Origin of the sequence: Paucihalobacter sp. (genome assembly GCF_036825875.1) — a bacterium.
GTDB lineage: Bacteria > Bacteroidota > Bacteroidia > Flavobacteriales > Flavobacteriaceae > Paucihalobacter.
Genome location: NZ_DAISXK010000069.1, coordinates 5,488 through 8,686, shown reverse-complemented (window position 1 = coordinate 8,686; position 3,199 = coordinate 5,488). Strand labels below are relative to the sequence as shown.

Annotated in this window: 3 protein-coding genes; all 3 read right to left on the bottom strand. The window is 35.3% G+C overall.

The genetic code is table 11. The annotated features are described in order from the left end of the window. Positions 1-401 precede the first annotated feature (401 nt). On the bottom strand, positions 402-1,172 hold the full coding sequence (locus V7Z48_RS13050) for an amidohydrolase (RefSeq protein WP_334114042.1): 771 nt from the start codon (positions 1,170-1,172) through the stop codon (positions 402-404). A 14-nt stretch (positions 1,173-1,186) separates the two neighbouring features. Beyond that, a complete protein-coding gene (locus tag V7Z48_RS13045; RefSeq protein WP_334114041.1) occupies positions 1,187-1,714 on the bottom strand; it encodes a hypothetical protein in 528 nt (175 codons plus the stop codon). Positions 1,715-1,796: 82 nt separating this feature from the next. Continuing rightward, a complete protein-coding gene (locus tag V7Z48_RS13040; RefSeq protein WP_334114040.1) occupies positions 1,797-2,957 on the bottom strand; it encodes a methionine aminotransferase in 1,161 nt (386 codons plus the stop codon). Between the last annotated feature and the right edge of the window lie 242 nt (positions 2,958-3,199).

Sequence of the window (3,199 nt, the reverse complement as noted above, 5' to 3'; positions counted from 1 at the left end):
GTTGCTGTTTCTCTACCTGAGAAAAAGCAGTTTTGAAATTGTTAATGATTAAAGGATGATCCTCTACAATAAGCACTTTACACATTTTGTTCATAGCAATACAAATTGAAATTAAACATTAAAAATTGTAAAGTTTTTAGGGGTAAATGTGAGAACTTAATAATAATTTAAGATTTCACTTTCAACAAACGTAAAAAAAAATGGATAATAAACTAATTTTAAATGTTAAAATTTATTGATTATGAATGAAATACCTGGTTTTGTTGGGGAAACTTTGAGATAAAACTTGGTGTTAATTGTAAGGATTATTGCATTTAATTTTTTGTACAATTAAATGCTGCTTTACTTAGTTAAGACCTCACAGTCCCGAAACCTTGGGACAACACCTGCGAGTTCAAAATCTAGTTGATAATCTCAAACGCATCCCTATCATCCAAAAACCGCAATTTATCTCGTGTAGATTGCACCTGTTCTTTTTCTAGAGTTACAAGTGCCACATTTTCTGATTCGAGTATAAGCTTGTCTATTTTATGTCCTAAAATATCATAAACGCCTGAGTGACCAACGTAGTTATGGTCATTACCATCTTTGCCAACGCGGTTCACGCCAACGCAGTAACTCATATTTTCGATGGCACGTGCTTTTAAAAGTGCGTCCCAAGCGTTGACTCTGGGTTCTGGCCAATTGGCAACATAAAGGAGTATATCGTAGTTTTGGGTATTTCTAGACCAAACAGGGAAACGCAAATCGTAACATATTAGCGGACAAATACGCCAACCCATGTAATTTATAATTACCTGTTGTGTACCTGCGGTGTAGTGTTCGTGTTCTCTTGCTAGGGCAAAGGTGTGGCGTTTATCGTACTGGTCAATGTCGCCATTTGGATGCACAAAAACCAATCGGTTGTAATAATGGCCGTTTTCTAAAATAACCAAACTGCCGGTTATGGCAGTCTGGTATTGTTGTGAAAGTTTTCGCATCCATTTAATAGTATCGCCCAGCATCGTTTCGGCCACTAGTTTCGGATTCATGGTAAAACCACTGGTAAACATTTCGGGCAGTACTACCAAATCGGCCTCCGATGCCTTTTCTGAAATTAACTTTGCAATATGAGTTCGGTTAATTTCAGGTTGTTCCCAGTGTAAAGTTGTTTGAACAATTAATACTTTCAAATGCGAATTAAATTTTAAAGTGAATTATAACGTTCTTCTGCTATGTCTTTTTCTTTTTGAAGTTTTTCAATTTTCTCGTCCCATTTCTCGATATCAACTGGTGATAACTTTCCTTTTTCTAAAAGACGATCGTATTTTTTTTGCGCTTTCTTTAGTTTATCATTTGCTTTGATAAAAGCTTTTCTGGCGTCTTCGCGTCTTTCTTGTTCTTTTTCTATTTCTTTTTGCTTTTTCTCTAGTTCTTTTTGACGTTTCTCAGCTTTTTTTTGAATTTTCTCTTGGTCTTTTTGTCTGTTTTCAAGTTCTTTTTGTCGTTTTTCTTCTTCGGCTTTTAAAGCTAAACGCGTTTCTAAAGTTTCTTGAATGCCAGATTTAGTTTCTTCAGGAAGTGTTTCAGTAACTTCGTTTCCAGCTTTGTAAATTTTGCTGCCCTTAACTTCGTAAACACTACCGTCGTGTACTACGTTATGGCTGCTTCCGCAGTTGTATAAAAATGCTGATAGGGTAAATACGGCTAAAAATTTAAATATTCTTATTGTCATTTTCTTTGTTTTTAATTTTACATAGTAAGATACGGAATATTGGCTTGCAAATCAAATTAAGAATCATAAGAATTTCACAACTTTAATAATTGATTTCCTGCGAAATTCTACAAAGAATATCAGCAGCTTTTTTTAAGGTGTCATCGGTTTTCGCAAAACAAAATCGCAGCACCTTATCATCTTGCTTATTTGAGTAAAATACAGATAGAGGAATGGATGCTAACTTGTAATCGATGGTGAGTTTTTTTGCAAAACTCTCGTCGTGTTCATCAGAAATAGCACTGTAATTCAAAACTTGAAAATAACTTCCTTGAGAAGGTTTAAATTTGAATTTCGTATCGGCGATTAAACTTAAAAACAGATCTCTTTTGTGCTGAAAAAATGCACCTAGTTTTAAATAGGTCTCGGGATTTTGCATATAATCTGCCAATCCTTTTTGCGTAGGATGGTGAACCGAAAACACATTAAATTGATGTACTTTTCTAAATTCATCCATCAGCGATTTTGGCGCACAGCAATAGCCGATTTTCCAGCCGGTGTTGTGAAAGGTTTTTCCAAAAGACGCCGTTATAAAACTACGCGATTTTAAGTCGGGAAATTTACAGGCGCTCTCGTGTTCTAAACCGTCAAAAATAATATGCTCATACACTTCATCGCTTAACACGATGATATTTGTGTTTTTGGTGAGTTTTTCAAGTTGTAGCATGTCGCCTTTGGTCAACACAGTGCCGCTTGGATTGTGAGGCGTGTTAATCATAATCATCTTTGTTTTTGGTGATATGTTTGAAGCAACTAGCTCCCAATCTATGGTATAATTTGGTGTGTATAGCGGAATTTCAATGCATATACCGCCATTGAGTTCCACCGCAGGTTGATAGCAATCATAGGCAGGCTTGAAAATAATCACTTCATCTTGGGCTCTAATAAAGGCAGAAATGATGGTGAAAATAGCTTGTGTTGCACCAGCCGTAATAGTAATTTCATGTTCGGGATGGTAATCGCTGTTATACAACAATTGATATTTATGCGAAATAGCCAATCTAAGGTCTAAACTTCCGGGCATTGGCGCGTATTGATTGTAGTCCGAATTCATAGCTTGATTTACTAAATCAATCAATTTTTGATCGCTCTTAAAATTTGGAAATCCTTGTGATAAGTTAATGGCTTGATGCTGCGTGGCCAATGCGCTCATCACAGAAAATATAGTGGTACCAACATGGGGTAATTTTGAATCGTGTTGCATAGTTTTTATTATAGTATCAATATAATGCTTTTGTCTGATTAATGTTCAATAAATATTAGTTTTGAGAAGATGTGAATTACTAGATTATAATTCGTGCTTATGTTTTTTAACCACTAAGAACACAAAGTTTTACATAAAGGGCACGGAGTTGAGTTTAATTTTTCTTTGTATGTTTTCTTGAACCTCTGAGAATTTCGTGCTTACGTTTTTTAACCACAAAGGGCACAAAGTTTTACACAAAG